Here is a 1,884-nt window from a genome sequence, read left to right as displayed (position 1 = left end):
CTACCGCTCGAATAGAATAACCTTCCTCAAGCTTAGCTAAAATTTTACGTCTAAAATGTTCTGAATAACTCATTGCACCATTGTATTAGTTTTATAATGATTTGACTATAATTACAAGCTTCATTGATCAATCTTCCTATTCAGAAGATATTTATCAAACTAAGTTGGTACAAAATAATTATCCATCAGAAAAAGTGATCAATACCTTTGAAGGTGAGCTGGAACACTGCACACGGTTTTGGTTCACTACAGCTTTTCTAAGTATGAGTGGTTTTAATACCCTTTATTCTCTGCTTGAAGATTTACAACGCAGAAATATTCCTGGTCGAGTTTTAGTTTCTCAGTATCTTAATTTTACTCAACCAGAGGCTTTAAAAAGACTAAAAAGCTTTAAAAATCTTGAAGTTTGTATAGATATACAATCTGACTTGCATGCGAAAACCTATGTATTTGAACATAAAGATCATATGAGTGTGTTATTAGGGAGTAGTAACTTAACCGCGAATGCACTGAATAAAAATGAGGAGCTTAATATTTTTATTCGGGCCTTGCCTCAAAGTAAAATTATGCGAGATATTTTGCTCAAAAAGCAGACTTTATTCGACGCTGCACAAGAGTTGACCGAAGAATATTTAGCACAATATAGTGAAATATATCAGGCTCAAAATCAATTTGTTCAGAAACTACCACAACAGAACATAAAGCTTTCTAGTTCAATTACACCTAATTTAATGCAACAAGAAGCTTTGAGTAGTTTGGAAAAATTACGAGAGGGCAATGTTACTAAGGCTTTGCTCATCTCTGCAACAGGTACAGGAAAGACTTATCTTTCAGCTTTTGATATACGCAATTTCAAAGCAAAAAGTATACTTTTTATTGTGCATCGAGAAAACATTCTTATTGATGCTCAACAGGCTTTTAAAAATGTATTTGGTGCTGATTTTAAATCTGCTATTTTCTCAGGATCAAATCGAGATATAGCCGGGTATGACAATATTTTTGCCACTATACAGTCTTTGTCTAGAGATCATCATTTAACTCAATTTTCACCAGAAGCTTTTGACTATATTGTAAAAGTCATCGTTCAGGTTCTGCTAGCTATTTAAAAATTTTAGAATATTTCAAACCCAAATTTCTTTTAGGTATGACTGCGACTCCAGAAAGAAGTGATGGTATCGATATTTTCAAAGCATTTGATTACAATATAGCCTATGAAATTAGGCTTAAAAAAGCCATGGAATGTAATCTCATTTGTCCTTTTCACTATTTTGGAATTTCAGATTTAGAAATAGATGGTGAGCTGGTTGATGATAATACTGATTTTGGTCATTTAATTAGTGATGAGCGTGCTCGAAAGATTAAAGAAGCTTCAGATAAGTTTGGTACAGATAACGGTGAATTAAGAGCCTTAGTTTTTTGTTCTAGTGTTAAGGAAGCGAAAGAGCTTGCAGGGAAAATGAATCTCTTAGGGATTCAAAGTATAGCTTTAAGTGGCGAAAATAGTACGGAACAGCGAACAGCTGCGATCGAGTCAATCAGCTCGGCAGATAACCATCGTATTGAAATGATTTTTACGGTTGATATTTTTAATGAAGGGATTGATATTCCTAAAATTAATCAAGTGATTTTTTGATCCTAGCCAAAATAATGGACAGCATTTCCCTCTAAAGATAACGTAACGTTAACTTTGGAGATACAAGAATGGCTAAACGTTTTAGTCCTGAATTTAAACAGCAAGCAATTGATTATGCACTTTCAAACTCACATGAATCTATATAGTCAAATCATTATAAAACCAATACAATGGTGCAATGAGTTATTCAGAACATTTTAGACGTAAAATTTTAGCTAAGCTTGAGGAAGGTTATTCTATTCGAGCGGTAG

2 protein-coding genes and 2 pseudogenes are annotated in these 1,884 nt (G+C 33.4%); 3 read left to right on the top strand and 1 reads right to left on the bottom strand.

The features are described 5' to 3' along the window. Nucleotides 1-73 (bottom strand): annotated as a pseudogene (locus WFH18_RS17340) (IS630 transposase-related protein); the annotation flags it as partial. 28 nt (nt 74-101) lie between these two features. Between WFH18_RS17340 and WFH18_RS17335 the strand changes: the two are divergent. The 3 genes and pseudogenes from WFH18_RS17335 to WFH18_RS17325 form a co-directional block, all read left to right on the top strand. Further along, on the top strand, nt 102-1,106 hold the full coding sequence (locus tag WFH18_RS17335) for a DEAD/DEAH box helicase family protein (protein ID WP_336755359.1): 1,005 nt from the start codon (nt 102-104) through the stop codon (nt 1,104-1,106). A 38-nt stretch (nt 1,107-1,144) separates the two neighbouring features. Then, nucleotides 1,145-1,633, top strand: a complete 489-nt coding sequence (locus WFH18_RS17330) for a DEAD/DEAH box helicase (protein WP_085064814.1) — start codon at nt 1,145-1,147, stop codon at nt 1,631-1,633. Nucleotides 1,634-1,811: 178 nt separating this feature from the next. Further along, nucleotides 1,812-1,884, top strand: a pseudogene (locus WFH18_RS17325) (IS630 transposase-related protein); the annotation flags it as partial.

This window comes from Acinetobacter sp. USHLN143, from assembly GCF_037145695.1.
Classification (GTDB): domain Bacteria; phylum Pseudomonadota; class Gammaproteobacteria; order Pseudomonadales; family Moraxellaceae; genus Acinetobacter; species Acinetobacter fasciculus.
Note: the sequence above shows the minus strand (reverse complement) of the source record. Positions and strands in the feature narration are given on the sequence as shown.